The sequence below is a fragment of the Cellulomonas sp. RIT-PI-Y genome (assembly GCF_025642745.1).
Lineage (GTDB): Bacteria > Actinomycetota > Actinomycetes > Actinomycetales > Cellulomonadaceae > Cellulomonas.
In genome coordinates, this window is the sequence record NZ_JANZKP010000001.1 from 58,332 (window position 1) to 72,836 (window position 14,505).

The 14,505-nt window shown below is 74.1% G+C and carries 16 protein-coding genes, 1 tRNA gene and 1 pseudogene; 7 read left to right on the forward strand and 11 right to left on the reverse strand.

The window, feature by feature from the left end:
• Nucleotides 1-10 precede the first annotated feature (10 nt).
• Complete coding sequence (locus OGL89_RS00280) at nucleotides 11-946, forward strand: 4-(cytidine 5'-diphospho)-2-C-methyl-D-erythritol kinase (RefSeq protein WP_263117788.1); 936 nt, start codon at nucleotides 11-13, stop codon at nucleotides 944-946.
• A gap of 40 nt (nucleotides 947-986) precedes the next feature.
• Here OGL89_RS00280 and rsmI read toward each other — a convergent pair whose 3' ends face one another.
• On the reverse strand, nucleotides 987-1,838 hold the full coding sequence (gene rsmI / locus OGL89_RS00285) for a 16S rRNA (cytidine(1402)-2'-O)-methyltransferase (protein ID WP_263117789.1): 852 nt from the start codon (nucleotides 1,836-1,838) through the stop codon (nucleotides 987-989).
• A 58-nt stretch (nucleotides 1,839-1,896) separates the two neighbouring features.
• Between rsmI and OGL89_RS00290 the strand changes: the two genes are divergently transcribed.
• Entirely contained in the window at nucleotides 1,897-3,624 is a 1,728-nt protein-coding gene (locus OGL89_RS00290) for a phospholipid carrier-dependent glycosyltransferase (protein ID WP_263117790.1), read from the forward strand.
• Between the two features lies 1 nt (nucleotide 3,625).
• On the opposite strand, the gene OGL89_RS00295 is transcribed toward OGL89_RS00290, so the two are convergent.
• The 9 genes from OGL89_RS00295 to galU all read right to left on the reverse strand — a co-directional run bounded on the left by OGL89_RS00295 (nucleotide 3,626) and on the right by galU (nucleotide 11,713).
• A complete protein-coding gene (locus OGL89_RS00295) occupies nucleotides 3,626-5,074 on the reverse strand; it encodes a beta-N-acetylhexosaminidase (protein ID WP_263117791.1) in 1,449 nt (482 codons plus the stop codon).
• A gap of 435 nt (nucleotides 5,075-5,509) precedes the next feature.
• The gene (locus OGL89_RS00300; protein ID WP_346770645.1) at nucleotides 5,510-6,535 is read right to left on the reverse strand and encodes a bile acid:sodium symporter family protein; all 1,026 of its coding nucleotides are present in this window, start codon (nucleotides 6,533-6,535) and stop codon (nucleotides 5,510-5,512) included.
• Between the two features lie 34 nt (nucleotides 6,536-6,569).
• A complete protein-coding gene (locus OGL89_RS00305; protein ID WP_263117792.1) occupies nucleotides 6,570-7,121 on the reverse strand; it encodes a dihydrofolate reductase family protein in 552 nt (183 codons plus the stop codon).
• A gap of 35 nt (nucleotides 7,122-7,156) precedes the next feature.
• Nucleotides 7,157-7,507, reverse strand: a complete 351-nt coding sequence (locus tag OGL89_RS00310; RefSeq protein ID WP_263117793.1) for an STAS domain-containing protein — start codon at nucleotides 7,505-7,507, stop codon at nucleotides 7,157-7,159.
• A 75-nt stretch (nucleotides 7,508-7,582) separates the two neighbouring features.
• Nucleotides 7,583-7,655: transfer RNA gene (locus tag OGL89_RS00315), tRNA-Ala, on the reverse strand.
• A gap of 56 nt (nucleotides 7,656-7,711) precedes the next feature.
• Nucleotides 7,712-8,863: a hypothetical protein gene (locus OGL89_RS00320; RefSeq protein WP_263117794.1), complete on the reverse strand. Its 1,152-nt coding sequence runs from the start codon at nucleotides 8,861-8,863 to the stop codon at nucleotides 7,712-7,714.
• 79 nt (nucleotides 8,864-8,942) lie between these two features.
• Nucleotides 8,943-9,551: a GNAT family protein gene (locus OGL89_RS00325; RefSeq protein ID WP_263117795.1), complete on the reverse strand. Its 609-nt coding sequence runs from the start codon at nucleotides 9,549-9,551 to the stop codon at nucleotides 8,943-8,945.
• A complete protein-coding gene (gene glp / locus OGL89_RS00330; RefSeq protein ID WP_263117796.1) occupies nucleotides 9,551-10,774 on the reverse strand; it encodes a gephyrin-like molybdotransferase Glp in 1,224 nt (407 codons plus the stop codon). Before glp ends, OGL89_RS00325 begins: the two co-directional genes overlap by 1 nt.
• A 36-nt stretch (nucleotides 10,775-10,810) precedes the next feature.
• On the reverse strand, nucleotides 10,811-11,713 hold the full coding sequence (galU, locus tag OGL89_RS00335) for a UTP--glucose-1-phosphate uridylyltransferase GalU (RefSeq protein WP_263117797.1): 903 nt from the start codon (nucleotides 11,711-11,713) through the stop codon (nucleotides 10,811-10,813).
• Between the two features lie 65 nt (nucleotides 11,714-11,778).
• Between galU and OGL89_RS00340 the strand changes: the two genes are divergently transcribed.
• Both OGL89_RS00340 and OGL89_RS17050 read left to right on the forward strand, forming a co-directional pair.
• A complete protein-coding gene (locus tag OGL89_RS00340; RefSeq protein WP_263117798.1) occupies nucleotides 11,779-12,417 on the forward strand; it encodes a 5-formyltetrahydrofolate cyclo-ligase in 639 nt (212 codons plus the stop codon).
• 96 nt (nucleotides 12,418-12,513) lie between these two features.
• Nucleotides 12,514-12,654: pseudogene (locus OGL89_RS17050) on the forward strand (FmdB family zinc ribbon protein); the annotation flags it as partial.
• Between the two features lie 14 nt (nucleotides 12,655-12,668).
• Here the strand turns inward: OGL89_RS17050 and OGL89_RS17055 are convergent.
• Nucleotides 12,669-12,926 carry a hypothetical protein gene (locus OGL89_RS17055; protein ID WP_346770648.1) on the reverse strand — a complete coding sequence of 86 codons (258 nt, stop codon included), beginning with the start codon at nucleotides 12,924-12,926 and terminating at the stop codon, nucleotides 12,669-12,671.
• Nucleotides 12,927-13,007: 81 nt separating this feature from the next.
• On the opposite strand from OGL89_RS17055, the gene OGL89_RS00350 reads away from it, so the two are divergent.
• Genes OGL89_RS00350 through OGL89_RS00360 form a run of 3 tightly spaced genes read left to right on the forward strand, consistent with a single transcriptional unit; the run spans nucleotide 13,008 to nucleotide 14,505 of the window.
• Complete coding sequence (locus OGL89_RS00350) at nucleotides 13,008-13,679, forward strand: SAF domain-containing protein (protein WP_263117800.1); 672 nt, start codon at nucleotides 13,008-13,010, stop codon at nucleotides 13,677-13,679.
• Nucleotides 13,680-13,717: 38 nt separating this feature from the next.
• On the forward strand, nucleotides 13,718-14,257 hold the full coding sequence (mscL, locus tag OGL89_RS00355) for a large conductance mechanosensitive channel protein MscL (RefSeq protein WP_263117801.1): 540 nt from the start codon (nucleotides 13,718-13,720) through the stop codon (nucleotides 14,255-14,257).
• Between the two features lie 50 nt (nucleotides 14,258-14,307).
• On the forward strand, nucleotides 14,308-14,505 hold the full coding sequence (locus OGL89_RS00360; protein ID WP_263117803.1) for a hypothetical protein: 198 nt from the start codon (nucleotides 14,308-14,310) through the stop codon (nucleotides 14,503-14,505).

Here is a 14,505-nt window from a genome sequence, read left to right on the forward strand (position 1 = left end):
AGTGGGGGCCGTGACCGACCTGCGACTCGCCCGCCGTGAGGTGCGGGTCCGTGCCCCGGGGAAGGTCAACCTCTCGCTGCGGGTCGGCCCCCGCGACCCCGACGGCTACCACCGGCTCGGCACCGTGTTCCAGGCGGTGTCGGTCTACGAGGACGTCGCCGCCCGGGCCGCCGACAGCATCCGGGTCACCGTCGTCGGCCCCTCCTCCGAGCGGGTGCCCACCGGCGAGGACAACCTGGCGCTGCGCGCCGCCCGTCTGCTGGCCGAGCACACCGGCGTCGGCGACGGCGTGCACCTCCGGGTGTCCAAGGCGATCCCGGTCGCCGGGGGGATGGCGGGCGGCTCCGCGGACGCCGCCGCCGCGCTGCTCGCCTGCGACGCGTTCTGGGGCACCGGGCTCCCCCGCGAGGAACTGGTCGAGCTCGCCGCGACCCTCGGTTCCGACGTGCCCTTCCTGCTGAGCGGCCAGACCGCGGTCGGCACCGGTCGTGGCGACCTGCTCACGCCCGCGCTCAGTCGCGGCGAGTACCACTGGGCCTTCGGCATCCGCGAGGCGGGCCTGTCCACCCCCGCGGTCTTCGACGAGTTCGACGCCCTGACCCCGGACCCCCGGGTGCCGGACCTGGACTCCGAGGTCGCGCTGCTCCAGGCCCTGCGCGCCGGGGACGCGGTCGCGGTCGGCGGCCTGCTGCACAACGACCTGCAGGACGCGGCCGTCGAGCTCTGCCCGGAGCTGGTGGAGACCCTGTCGGTCGCCGAGGACGCCGGGGCGCTGGGCGTCGTGGTCTCCGGGTCCGGCCCCACGGTCGCGGCGCTGGGCCGCAGCCGGCAGCATGCGCTCGCCCTGGCGGCGGCGATGACCGCGGCCGGGGTGGTCGACTCGGTGCTGACCGCCTCGGGGCCGGTGCACGGCGCCCGGGTGCTGCCGGGGTCGGACGTCCTGTAGGGGTCACTTCCCGCGTGCTGCCGGGGACGTCCTGGAGGGGCTACCTCCCGCGTGCTGCCAGCGCCGCCGCGTACAGCTCCCGCTTCGGCACCCCCGCGGCCAGCGCCACGTCCGCCACCGCCTCCTTGAGCCGCTCCCCGGCGTCCACCCGGGCCAGCACCTCGGCGACCAGCTCCGCCTCGGACACCTCGACCGGGTCCGACGCCCCGCCGACCACCACCGCGATCTCCCCACGGACCTCGCCGTCACCGGCCCACGCGACCAGCTCGCCGAGCGTGCCGCGCCGGACCTCCTCGTAGGTCTTGGTCAGCTCACGGGCCACGGCCGCGGGCCGGTCCGCACCGAGCGCGGCGCTCAGGTCGGCCAGCATCGCCGCCAGCCGGTGCGGCGCCTCGAAGAACACCATGGTCCGCGGCTCCCGGGCCAGCAGGCCGAACGCCCGGGCCCGCTCGCCCGGCCTGCGGGGCGCGAAGCCATCGAAGCAGAACCGGTCGGTGGGCAGCCCGGACAGCGCCAGGGCGGTCAGCACCGCGCTGGGGCCGGGTGCCGCGGTGACCGGGAGACCGGCCTGCACGGCGGCGGCTACCGCACGGAAGCCGGGGTCGGAGACGGCGGGCATCCCGGCGTCGCTGACCACGAGGACCGTCGATCCGGCGGCGACGGCCGCGAGCAGCTCACCGACGGTGGCCTGCTCGTTGTGCTCGTGGTGGCTGAGCACCCGGCCGCGGACCTCGACCCCCAACCGTCCGGCCAGGGCACGCAGCCGACGGGTGTCCTCCGCGGCGATCACGTCCGCCTCGGCCAGCAGCCGTCGCAGCCGGGGCGAGGCGTCCTCCGCATTGCCGATCGGGGTCGCGGCGAGGATGAGTCGGCCGGGCGTCTGAGGGTCCACCGGTTCAGCCTGCCACGCCTGCAGGAGGTGCCCAGACACTGGCCCTAGCATGACCAGCGTGTCGCCGACCGAGGACCAGCACCGCCCCGACGAGCCGGGTGCCGCCCCATCGCCGTCCGCCGCGGACCCGGCGGCCGATCCCGCGTCGGCCGACGCCCCGGCGTGGACCCCGTTGACGACGCCGGCCCGCCCCGAGGACGACCTCCCCACCGTCGACCGCCTGCGCCTCGATCTGCTGGGCGCCCGTGCCCTGGCCCTGGACGCCACCCGACGGGCCCGCCTCACCGGGTGGCTCTGGCCGCTCGCCGTCACCCTGCTCGCCGGGGTGCTCCGGTTCTGGCGGCTCGGCACCCCGCACGAGCTGGTCTTCGACGAGACCTACTACGTCAAGCAGGGCTGGTCCCTGCTCCGGCTCGGCTACGAGGGCAAGTGGGCCGACGGCGCCGACGAGCTGTTCGCCGCGGGAGACGGGTCCGCGCTGGGCACTGTGGCGGAGTACGTGGTGCACCCGCCGGTCGGCAAGTGGGTGATCGCGCTCGGCCTGCAGCTGGGAGGCGGCATCGACTCCTCGGCCGCCTGGCGCCTGTCCTCCGCGGTGCTGGGCACACTGGCTGTGCTGATGGTGGCGCGGATCGGCCGACGGCTGTTCGGGTCGACCCTGCTCGGCACCCTGGCCGGGCTGCTGATGGCGGTCGACGGCGAGGCGATCGTGCACGCGCGCACCGGGCTGCTGGACAACACGGTGATGTTCTTCGCGCTCGCCGCGTTCGGTGCCCTGCTCCTCGACCGCGACCAGGCCCGGCGACGCCTGGCGGACCGCACCGCGACGCTGATCGACTCCGGCCGCGACCTGGGGTGGGGTCCGGGCCTGGGCCCGCGCTGGTGGCGGGTCGCGGCCGCCGTGCTGCTGGGTCTGTGCATCGGCACCAAGTGGTCCGGCCTGTACTTCCTCGCCGTCTTCGGGCTGCTCACCGTCGCCTGGGACGCCTCCGCGCGACGCACGGTCGGGGTCCGGTCCTGGGCGCTCGCCGCCCTGGTCAAGGACGCGGTCCCGGCCGGTTTCATCATGGTGCTCACCGCAGCGGGCACCTACCTGGGGACCTGGGCCTCCTGGTTCGCCCATCCCGACGCCTATCTGCGGCAGTGGGCCGCCGAGCACCCCGGCGAGGGAGCGACCTGGCTGCCGGACCCGCTGCGCTCGCTGTGGAAGTACCACACCGACATGTGGCACTTCCACACCACCCTGACCAGCGAGCACACCTACGCCGCCCACCCGCTGGGCTGGATCGTCCAGTGGCGCCCGACGTCGTTCTACTACCCGAAGGCGATCTCCGGCCTGAGCGGCGCGGAGGCCGAGGCCGCCTGCGGAGCGGAACGCTGCTCACAGGCGATCACCTCACTGGGCAACCCGGTCATCTGGTGGCTCGGCGCGGTGGCGATCGTGGTCGCGGTGGTCTGGCTGGTCCGGCGCCGGGACTGGCGAGCGGCCGCGGTGCTGTCCGGGATCGTCGCCGGGTGGCTGCCCTGGTTCTCCTACGCCCACCGGACGATCTTCACGTTCTACTCGATCGCGTTCACCCCGTGGGTGGTGCTGACCCTGACGTTCGTGCTCGGACTGCTGATCCGGTCGCCGCATCCGGAGCAGCGACGGCGCGGACTGATCGTGACGGCCGCCGTGGTGACGGTGGTGGTGGCGATCAGCGCCTTCTTCTACCCGATCTGGACCGCGTGGGTGGTGCCGTACGACTTCTGGCACGTGCACATGTGGTTGCGGTCCTGGATCTGACTCAGCGGGGCCACTCCACCGGCTCCGCCGGGTGGAACACGATCCCCCGGGCGCGCCAGTCCCCGGCCTGCGCCGCCACCCGCCCGGCGAAGTCGTCCCAGTCGCGCCGGTCGCCGTCCGTCCACGCGACCTCGGCGACCGCGGCCAGCCGGGGCAGCAGCATCGTGGTCAGGTCGTCCATCGTGCGCAGGGTCTCGGTCCAGACCGCGGCCTCGACGCCGATCACCGCGTCGGCCGGCAGCCCCTCGATCAGGGTGGTCGGCTCCCAGTCGTAGGAGTCGCGCAGCGCGACGTAGCCCGCCCAGTGCAGGCCGAGCGGGAAGCCCTCGTGGTACTGCATGTCCAGGTAGGCCTTCGACCCCGGCGACATCAGCAGCTGCGCTCCGGCCCGGGCGGCCTCGACGAAGGGCGTGACGTCCTCGCGCGGGTCCCAGAACTGGACCACGGTGCCCGGCTCCAGGGGTGTGGTGGCGATCTCCTGCCAGCCGACCACCTTCTTGCCGGTGTCCCGCACCGCCCGGGCGGCCATGTCGATCAACCGCGCGTACTCGGCGGGCTCCATGGTCAGCACCTCGTCGCCGCCGATGTGCAGGTACTCCCCCGGCGTCAGCGCGGCCAGGTCCCGGAACACGTCGCGCAGGAACGGCTCGGTGGCGGGCAGGTCCGCGGCCAGCTTGCTGAAACCGACCTCGATGCCGGTGTAGACGTCCGCGGCCGTGCCGTCCGGGGTGAGCTCCGGGACCGCGTGCAGAGCCGCGTTCACGTGCCCGGGCACGTCCACCTCGGGCACCACCCGGATGCCGCGCACCGCGGCGAACGCGACCAGCTCCCGGTAGTCGCCCCCGGTGAGGAAACCGCCCGGGTCGCCGTCCACCGCGCTCGCGCCGGACAGCTCGGCCAGTTCGGGATGCGAGGGCAGGTCGATCCGCCACCCCTGGTCGTCGGACAGGTGCAGGTGCAGCACGTTCAGCTTGTGGTCGGCCATCAGCTCGACGACCCGGCGCAGCTCGGCCGGGCCGAAGAAGTGCCGGGCGATGTCGACGCTGAGCCCGCGCCAGGCGAACCGCGGTGCGTCCTCGATCCGGCCGGCGGGCAGCTCCGTGCCGGTCTGCGCGAGCACCTGCCGCAGCGTGCTCAGCCCGTGCGCAAGACCGTCGGGGTCCCCGGCCTCGACCAGCACCCCGTCGGCGCCCACCGTCAGGGTGTACGCCTCGGACCTGCCGCCGGGGACCAGCCGGAACCGGATCGCCGCGCCCGCCCCGGGATCCTGGACGGCCCGCAGGCGGTGCCCGGTGACCCGGCTCAGGAGCTCGGTGGCGAGCTCGCCCAGGGCGGTCTCGGCCGGGGTCGGCCCCACGACCACCACGGTGTCCGCGCCGACCACGAACGGGGCGGCGGCGGTCCACTCCGCGGAGCGGGGCAGCGGGACGAGTGCGATCGGTGCGGGCACGACTGGACCTCCTGGGCACGGCGACGTGACGGGACCCTGCGGGCCCAGTCTGCCGGTCCGGCGTGCCGCCACGACGCCGCGACCCGACACGTCCTGCACCGCGCGACCACCGCAGGCTCGCCGAGCCCCTAGCCCTGAGCCCCTAGCCCGCGTTCGCAGCCCGAGCCCGCGCCCGCCCAGCCCGAGCCCGCGCCCGCCCTGCCGCCGAGTGCGGAGAACTTGTCGACGTTTCGGGCGTTATGGGCGACAACTTCGTCGCACTCGACCGGACGCGCGGGCACGGGCTCGGGACGCACGGGTTCGGGCCGCGCAGGCCCGGGACGCACGAGCACGGGACGCACGGGCAAGGGCCGCATGCTCGGTCCGCACGGGTTCGGGCCGCGCAGGCCCGGGACGCACGGGCACGGGCCGTGCGAGCACGGGCCGTACGGCCGGTCAGGCGCGGGCGAGCACTGCCGGGTCGGGGTCTGCGCTCGCGGCGAGCCGGCGCGCGATCACGGCACAGGTCGCCAGCTGCAACTGGTGGAAGACGATCACCGGGAGCGCCACCCCGGCGGCGGCGACCGGGCCGAACAGCACGCTCGCCATCGGCAGCCCGGTGGCCAGGCTCTTCTTGGAGCCGCACATCAGCAACGCGATCCGGTCCGCGCGTTCCAGTCCGAGCCAGCGCCCGCCCGACCAGGTCAGGGTCAGCATCACGGCCAGCAGCACCGCGCACACCGCCACCAGCACGACCAGCACGCCGAGCGTCAGGCCGTCCCACACCCCGGAGCGCTCCGCCTCCGAGACCGAGGAGTAGGCGACCAACAGGATGGTGCCGCGGTCGGTCAGCAGCGTCACGATCTTGTGCGACCTCACCCAGTCCCCGATCAGCGGCTGCACCAGCTGTCCGATCACGAAGGGCAGCAGCAGTTGCAGGAGCGTCGACCCGGCCGATCCGCCCATCGGCCCTCCGGCCCGGGACATGATCAGCCCGACCAGCAGCGGCGTCAGCACGATGCCCAGCACGTTCGACACCGTCGCCCCGCAGATCGCCCCCGCGATGTTGCCGCGCGCGATCGAGGTGAAGACCACCGAGGACTGGATGGTCGACGGGAGCAACGACAGGTACAGCAGACCGGTCTGCAGGTCGCCCGGCAGCACCGACTCCGGCAGCAGCTGCACCGCGAGACCCAGCACCGGGAACAGCAGGTAGGTGGCGGCGAACATCCCGCCCTGCAACCGCCAGTTCCGCAGTCCGGCCCAGACCTCGGAGGTCGACATCCGCGCGCCGTAGAGGAAGAACAGCAGCACCACGGCGACCGTGCTGACCCGGTCCACCCCGGTCGCCACCGCCCCGGTCGCCGGGGCGAGCAGCCCGAGGACGAACACCGCGATGATCATCATCACCAGCGGGTCGACCCACTTCTTGACGGCGGTCCAGGTCCGGCGCCAACGGCCGGTCGGGTGCGGAGCGGTCACCGCGCCATCCTGCCATCGCGCGACCGGCGGCCCGTCACCGTCTCAGGTCGTAGCTCAGGTGCGCGAACTGGCCGTAACGCCGCACGTCCCGCAGCACCAGGCGATCCGGCCCGATCTGGCGCGGCAGCAGCGGCATCCCGCCGGCCAGGGTCGCCGGAGCGTAGGTCAGCTCCAGCCGGTCCAGTTCCCCGACGTCGTCGAACTGCCCGGCCAGGTCACCCCCGCCGATCACCCACACGTCGCGCCCGCCGGCAGCGGCCCGGATCGCCGGCAGGGCGTCCGTCACCGCACCCCGCACGAACCGCACGTCCGCGCCCTCGGGCACCGGCAGGTCGCGCGTGGTGAAGACCACCATCGGGCGATCGCCGTAGTACTCCGGCCACTTCTCCGGATGGGCGAGCAGGTCCTCCTCGCGCAGCACCCACTCGTAGGTGCTCGACCCGCTGACCAGCACCCCGATCCCGGACAGGAAGGCAGCGCGGTCCGGCCCCTCGGAGTCGACCGCGAACAGCCAGGACAGCGAGTGCCGCTCGTCGGCGAGCTGGCCGGTCAGGGTGGTGGCGGTGGAGTAGACGACGCTGGTCATGGACCGGGACGCTACGACCGGCCGCCCACACCGGCTCAGCGCAGGTCGAGGAGGGGCAGCATCCCGCTGATCTCCAGCACCGAACGCACCGTGGGGCGCGCCCCGATCACGGTCAACGGCTCCGCACCCGTCCGCTGCCGGGCCAGCACCAGCGCGCCGATCACCCCGAGCGCGGAGGAGTCCGCGAAGGTCACCTCGGTCATGTCGATCTCGCGCACCCCGTCCAACGCCGCCGCGAGCCGCACCGGGTCGTCGCCGACCCCCAGCAGCGTGCGCAGCCGGGTCACCACCGCGAGGTCCACCTCGCCGGTCATCACCAGCCGGTGCGACTGGGCGTCGTCGGACCGGATCGTGCCGGCCTCGTCACCGGCGGAGAGGGAGGTCATGGAATTCAGTATCACCGATCGGCTCGAGGGAACAACGAAGGCCCGGAACCTCGGTTCCGGGCCTTCGACTGCGGGTGGAGCTAGGGGGATTCGAACCCCCGACCTTCTCATTGCGAACGAGACGCGCTACCAACTGCGCCATAGCCCCGCGAAGCGGTGATCAGCCTAGCACCCGCACGGGGTGCTCCACGACATCGCCCGCCGTCACTCCCCGGCCGCGCGACGGCGGGCCAGGACGGCGTTGAGGTCGATGGACCCGCTGGGCTCCTCGGCCGGTGCGGTCGCCACGGCGGGGGCCGCCGGGTCGGCCGCGCCGTCCACCCGACGCGCGGTGGTCGGCTCGCCCGGGTCGGCGGCCGGGTCGGGAGAGGCCTGCGCGGCGGCGACGTCGGCGGTGGCCCGGGCGGTGGCGGGTTCCGGCGTCGCGGTCGCGGGCGGCGCCTCGGTCGCCTCCCGCGCCCCGGACCCGGCGGACTCGGTGCCGGTGGACCGCTCCGTCGTCCGGGCCGGGCGCACGGCGGTGGACCCCTCGACCTCACCCAGCGGCGCGGGCTCGCGACGGGGGGCACGCGGCTTGGTGGTGTAGGTCGGACGGGGCACGTCCACCGGCGTCCAGGTCGCGTCGGCGTCGGTGACCTTCTTCGTGGAGCTCCGGTCGTCCACCCGGGGCATCGCCTGGGTCGCGTCGATCGAGGCCCGCACCGCGTGGCCCGACGCGCCGACCCGACCCGGTCGCGGGGTCCGCACCACGGGGGTCGCGGCCTCGACGATCCGGCGCTGCCACTCGACCTCGGCCGCGGCGCCCTGCACCACTGCCCGACGACCGAGCACCAGGACGGAGCCGAGCAGCGCCGTGGGGATCAGCGCGACCAGCAGCGGGACCGCGGTGACCGCGCCGACGATCCAGCTGACGACGGTGAGCACGGTGAGCGAGCCGGCCAGGGCCCCCCGGCGACGGGCGGCGGCGCCCCGGCGCGCGGTGGCGGCGGCGTGTGCGGCCTTGAGCTGCGCGACCTTCCGGGCAGCGTCGGCCCCCATGCCCTCCGCCGTGGTGTGCGGTCGGTCCATGTCGCGTCCCTCGTTCCCGATCGGGGCTCCGGTGCCCCGGTTCAACAGGGCGGTCCTCTTCTGTGGCGACCCGCAGTCCGGACGGATCCCCCGGGCCACGTTGTCGGCGCGGAGCCGTCGTCGCGACCCGACCGGGCCGCTGACGGCCAGCACCCGCAACGCCGCCGAGTACCTGTCCTCGGTCCGCGACTCGAGCATCTGTTGCCGGTGCCGCAGCTTGTGCGGCACCAGGTACGCGATCCACAGGGCGATCACCGCGAGGACGGCGGGCCCGGCGAATGCGTACACCCCCTGACGGTAGGTGGACGACACGCCGCTCCGCCGGAGCCCCGGCGGCGTGTCGACGGGGTAATCACACGCGTGTAGTTCAGTCCTGGACCGCCTGCGTGCGCCGCCAGCGGGCCAGCAGGCCGGCGGGCACGTCCTCGGTGGTGAGCGCGAACGTCCGGTGGTCGCACCACGCCCCCTGGATGTGCAGGTACCGCTCGCGCACACCCTCGTCGCGGAAGCCCAGCTTCTGCACCACTCGCAGGGACGGGGCGTTCTCCGGCCGGATGTTGATCTCCACCCGGTGCAGCCCCAGCGGACCGAAGCTGTGATCGGTCGCCATCGCCACCGCGGTCGGGATGATCCCCTGCCCGGCGACGTGCTCGGACACCCAGTAGCCGATCGACGCCGAGTGCAGCGAACCGTAGGTGATGCTGGAGACGGTCAGCTGCCCGACCAGCTCCCCGGCGAACTCCACCGCGAACGGCAACGAGCTGCCCTCCCGCGCTTGCCGGTCCAGTGTCCGCACGAACTGCCCGAAGGTCGGCCGCCGACCGCCCACCGGCACCGGGGACGTCGCGTCCCACCGCACCAGCCAGTTCGCGTTCAGCGCACGCAGCCGCATCCAGGCCACCTCGTCGTGGCGCCGGAGCGGCCGGAGCAGGATCTCGCCCTCACGCAGTTCCACCGGCCAGGTCCGGGACGGCATCACCCCTCCAGCACCAGGCAGGGCACTGACTGCCCGGGCTCGATCGCGGTGTCCTGCTCCCCCACCACTGCCAGTGCGTTCGCCCGTGCCAGGCCCCCGATCGACCACTGCGCCGGGTCGCCCACCGGCGTCATCCGGTAGCCCTCGGTCGGCGATCCGGAGACGGCCACCGGCACGAACTGCCGGACCCCGGCCGGAGAGGCCCAGCCCTGGTCGGCCACCGCCCGCACCGACGGGCGGAACAGGTCGGTGTGCCCGGCCATCGCCCGCAGCGCCGGTCGCACGAACAGCTCGAAGCCCACCATCGACGCCACCGGGTGGCCGGGCAGGGCGAAGAACGGCACCGCCCCGGACCCGCCGCCCACGGTGCCGAAGCCCTGGCGGAAGCCCGGCGTCATCGCCACGTGGTCGAAGCGCACCGTCCCCAGCGGGGCGAGCACGTCGGCCAGGGTGTCCTGCGCGTACTCGGAGAGTCCGCCGGTGGTCACCAGCACGTCCGCCCGGACCAGCTGGTCCTCCAGCGCCTCGCGCAGCAGCGCGCGGTCGTCCGAGACCGCCCCGACCCGCACCGGCGTGCCGCCGATGTCCCGGACCGCCACCTCCAGCGCGTGGCCCGCAGACTCGTAGACCCCGCCGTCCCGTCCGGGCGCTCCCGGCTCGACCAGCTCGGAGCCGATGGACACGATCACCACCCGTGGCGCCGGGTGCACCCGCAGGCGTCGACGACCGAGCGCCGCCGCCACCGCCAACTGCCGGGCTCCGAGCCGGATGCCGCCCGCGAGCGCCACCTGCCCCGCCGCCACGTCCACCGCGGTCGGCCGGATGTTCTCCCCCGGCGCGGGGATCCGGGTCAGGGTCACCCGCACGTCGCCGCGGTCGGTCTGCTCGGAGGCGACCACCGCGTCCGCACCGGCGGGCACCGGACCGCCGGACGCGATCCGTACCGCCTGCCCCGGTGCCAGCCGCAGCACCGACGGCGCCCCGGCCGGGACGTCGTGCACCACGGGCAGCACCGGCGCGGCGTCCGGGTCGGCGCCGTGCAGGTCCGCGGTGGACACCGCGTACCCGTCGCAGGCGGCGAGCGGGGTCGCGGGGACGTCCACCGAGGCGATCAGGTCCTCGGCCAGGATCGTGCCGGAGGCGTCGGTCAGCACCACGTCGAGCGGTGCCACCGGTCCCACCGCGGCGAGCACGGCGGCCAACTGGTCCTGGACGGATCTCATGTCCGCATTCTGCACGCCCCGGTGGGCGTCATCGGGTCAGCCGCGCAGGCCGTCCACGTACTCGACCAGCCAACCGCGGAAGTCCGGGCCCAGATCCTCCCGGTCCACGGCCAGCCGCACGGTCGCCTTCAGGTAGTCCAGACGGTCGCCGGTGTCGTAGCGCCGGCCCCGGAACACCACGCCGTACACACCGCCGCCCTGCTCGGCCGGCAGATTCGCCAGCTCGGCCAGCGCATCGGTCAGCTGGATCTCCCCGCCCCGACCCGGGTCGGTCCGCCGCAGCACGTCGAAGGCGGCCGGGCTGAGCACGTACCGGCCGATGATCGCCAGGTTGCTCGGCGCCTCGTCCACCGGGGGCTTCTCCACCAGCGCGGTCACCCGCACCTGGTCGGGGTCGTCGCCGCCGTCGATCGCCTCCACCTCGGCGACGCCGTACAGCGAGATCTGCGCGGGATCGACCTCGAGCAGGGCGATCACCGAACCGCCGGTGCGCTCCTGCAGCTCGATCATGGTGGGCAGCAACGGGTCACGGGCATCGATCAGGTCGTCGCCGAGCAGGACGGCGAAGGGCTCGTCGCCCACGTGGTCGGCCGCCTGCAGCACGGCATGCCCCAGGCCTTTCGGCTCACCCTGGCGGACGAAGTGCACGTGCCCGAGGTCGGTGGACCTGCGGACCGCGTCCAGCCGGGCCTGGTCGCCCTTCTTCTCCAGCGCGCGCTCGACCTCCGGCGCGGAGTCGAAATGGTCCTCGATGGAGCCCTTGTTCCGGCCGGTGATGATCAGCACGTCGTCCAGACCTGCGGCGGAGGCCTCCTCCACCACGTACTGGATCGCCGGCTGGTCCACCACCGGGAGCATCTCCTTGGGGGTGGCCTTGGTGGCGGGAAGGAATCGGGTGCCGAGTCCGGCTGCGGGAATGACTGCCTTGTGGATCGCCATGTCGGGAGGCTAACGGCACACCATTGGTCCTGCCCGGCCAATCGATTGTTTGCGACACTGGACACATGTGCGCCGCTGCTCAGCCCTATCCGCCCGCCCAGGACGGCGGGGACGTCACGGACACCAAGGACGAGTTCCGCGCGATGCTGCGCGCCGCTCGCCAGGACACCTCGCCCCGTCAACGCGCTCGGGCCGCCACGGCACTGGCCGAGGTCGTCAGCACCCTGCCCGGCCTCGACCAGGCCCGTTGCGTCGCCGCCTACAGCGCCCGCCCGTCCGAGCCGGACACCACCGCCGTCCTGGAGATGCTGTCCGCGCGCGGCATCGAGGTCCTGCTCCCGGTGCTCGGCGCCGGCCTGTCCCGGGAGTGGGCGGCCTACGCCGGTCCCGAAGACCTGGTGCAGCGCGCCCCCGGCCGGCCCCCGGAGCCCGGCACCCCGTCGCTCGGCGCCGAGGGCTTGTCCCGGGCGGACCTGATCCTGGCCCCCGCCCTCGCCGTCGACACCTCCGGAACCCGGCTCGGCCAGGGCGGCGGCTGGTACGACCGTGCCCTGCAACACGCCCGGCCCGGTGTCCCGGTCGTCGCGCTGGTCTTCCCCGAGGAGGTCTACGACGCCGCGACCCGCCCCCTGCCCCGGGAACAGCACGACCGGCCGGTCGACATGGTCGCGACCGCGGAGGGCTGGCGCCCGCTGCCGCACTGATCGCGCTGCTCAACGACACTGGACCGGGTGCGTATCATTGGCACTCGGACGCCGGGAGTGCCAACCCCGGCCAGTTGATCTCCCGGGAGACGAGCAGTGCCGACCTACGCCTATACCTGCACCGAGTGCGGCCACTCCTTCGACATCCACCAGTCGTTCAGCGACGACGCCCTGACCGAGTGCCCGAACTGCGGCGGCAAGCTCCGCAAGCTGTTCTCCAGCGTCGGTGTGGTGTTCAAGGGGTCGGGCTTCTACCGCACCGACTCGCGGTCCGGCTCCACGTCGAGCAGTGCCCCCGCGAAGTCGGGCAGCGGCACCGCGTCGACCGGGGCCGGCGCGTCCGGCTCGGATTCGTCCAGCTCGACGTCGTCCTCCGGCTCCTCGTCGTCCTCCGGCTCGACGTCGAGCGGCACGTCCGCCGGCGGCGGGTCGAGCAGCTCGTCCGCCAGCTCCGCACCCGCGGCGGGCTGAGACCGACCCCGGGATTCCCGGGGCGTCCACCTGTCCACAACCCCTGCGGGACCTCCGTGGTCCCCAGGGGTTGTGCGCTGTCCGGACAGGAGCCGGGCCGTGTCCCTAGCGTCCGGCTCATGCCTCGTCCCCCGCACGACGGAGACCGGAGGAACGACCCGCACGGGTCGCTGCTCCGCAGCCCCCGCGCGCGCCTGCTCCTCTGGCGGCTCCGCCGACCCACCGCCGCCGTCCTGACGGCTGTGGCCGCCGTCCTCACCGTCCAGGCGGTGCGCTCCCCCGGCCCGCCGAACACCCCCGTCCTGGTCGCCGCGCGGGACCTGCCCGCCGGGACCACCCTCGCCGCCGAGGATCTGGACCTGCGCGCCCTGCCGACCGCCGCGCTGCCCGCCGGGAGTTCTGCCGACCGCACCGCGCTGACCGGTGCGCGCACGGCCGTCGCGCTGCCGACCGGGCTGCCCGTGGTCCCGTCCCTGCTCACCGACACGCTCGCCACCGGTCCACCCGGCACCGTGGTCGTCCCGGTCCGGTTCGCCGACGACGCCACCGCCGCCCTGCTCGCCCCCGGTCGCCGGATCGACGTGGTCAGCGCTCCGCTCGGCGCCGCGCCCACCACCGTCGCCACCGGCGCACTGGTGCTCACCGCAGCCGACCCCGGCTCGGACGGCGGCCTGCTCGGCGGGACGGGCGACGGGGCGGGTCCCCTGCTGCTCGCCGTCGATCCGGCCGAGGCCGTGCAGCTCAGCGCCGCGAGCGCATCGTCCGGCCTGTCGGCGATCCTCGTGGAATGATGCGGGCGAGAGCCGCGAGACGATCGGAGCGAGGGGCGATGAGCGACGCAGTGAACAAGGGCCTGCGGGCCGCCGGGGACCGGGCGAAGGGCCTGGGCTCCGTGTTCCAGGGGTTCAAGGACTTCATCTCCCGCGGGAACGCGATCGAGCTGGCCGTCGGCGTCGTCATCGGTGCCGCGTTCGGAAGCGTGGTGACCGCGATCCAGAACGGGCTGATCGCGCCGTTGATCGCCATGATCTTCGGCAAGCCCGACATCTCGAGCCTCTGGGTGATCAGCGGCCGGAACGGCGCGAAGATCGATGTCGGCGTGATCCTGAACGCCGCGCTGCAGTTCCTGATCACCGCCGCGGCGATCTACTTCCTCATCGTGCTGCCGCTGAACAAGCTGGCCGAGCGCCGCAAGAAGGGCGAGGAGGCCGAGCCCGCGCGTCCCTCGGAGGACATCCTGCTGCTGCAGGAGATCCGCGACCTGCTCGCCACCCAGTCCAGCGCTGCCCTGCGCGCCGACACCGACCAGACCCCGCCGCCCGGAACCCCCGAGGCGCCCAGCAGCCCGGGTGGCGCGCACCGCGCCTGACCGAGAGCTGCGGACGCATCACGTCCGCACTGCGGTGGGATGATGGCCGGGTGAGCCCGTCAGCCGATCCCACCCCACCTCAGCCGGCCCCGAGGCGCCACCGCCGCGTCGTCCGGCGCGGCGGCGAGGACCTCGGCCCGGACACCCCCCGGCGTTCAGCCGACGACTCCGACACCGGCTGGGGCGACCGCCCGAGCGAGTCCAACGACGACCGCCTGATCCGGGACGTCCCGCCGCACTGGGGCTGA